Below are 329 nucleotides of genomic sequence, written 5' to 3'. Positions count from 1 at the left end.
AGGAGATCGAAAGCGCCGCGAAAGCCAGGCGAGATACAAAGGTCTCGACCGAAGCACCGACAACACCCCGACTGAAGGCACGCCGCGATGACCGCGCCAGCCGCTGAAGTCCAGAAGGCCATCCACACGGCATTGTCCGGAGATGCCGGCGTGCTTGCGCTGCTTGGCAGCGCTCGCGTCTACGACCACGCGCCGCCGAACGTTCCGTTTCCCTACATCACCTTCGGCCGGACCAGCATCTACGATTGGAGCACGGGCACCGAGAGCGGCACCGAGCAGCTGCTGACGCTGCATGTCTGGTCGAAAGGCAAGGGCAAGAAGGAAGCGCA

At 63.5% G+C, this 329-nt stretch carries 1 protein-coding gene; it reads left to right on the top strand.

Annotated features, from left to right (window positions below; all coding sequences use genetic code 11):
* Positions 1–87 precede the first annotated feature (87 nt).
* The coding region (locus EP376_RS22775; RefSeq protein WP_164745071.1) for a DUF3168 domain-containing protein at positions 88–329 on the top strand (242 nt) is incomplete at its 3' end.

This window comes from Alexandriicola marinus (assembly GCF_004000435.1).
GTDB classification, from domain to species: domain Bacteria; phylum Pseudomonadota; class Alphaproteobacteria; order Rhodobacterales; family Rhodobacteraceae; genus Alexandriicola; species Alexandriicola marinus.
The sequence above is the reverse complement of the archived record's forward strand: the minus strand, read 5'-3'. Positions and strand labels throughout refer to the sequence as shown.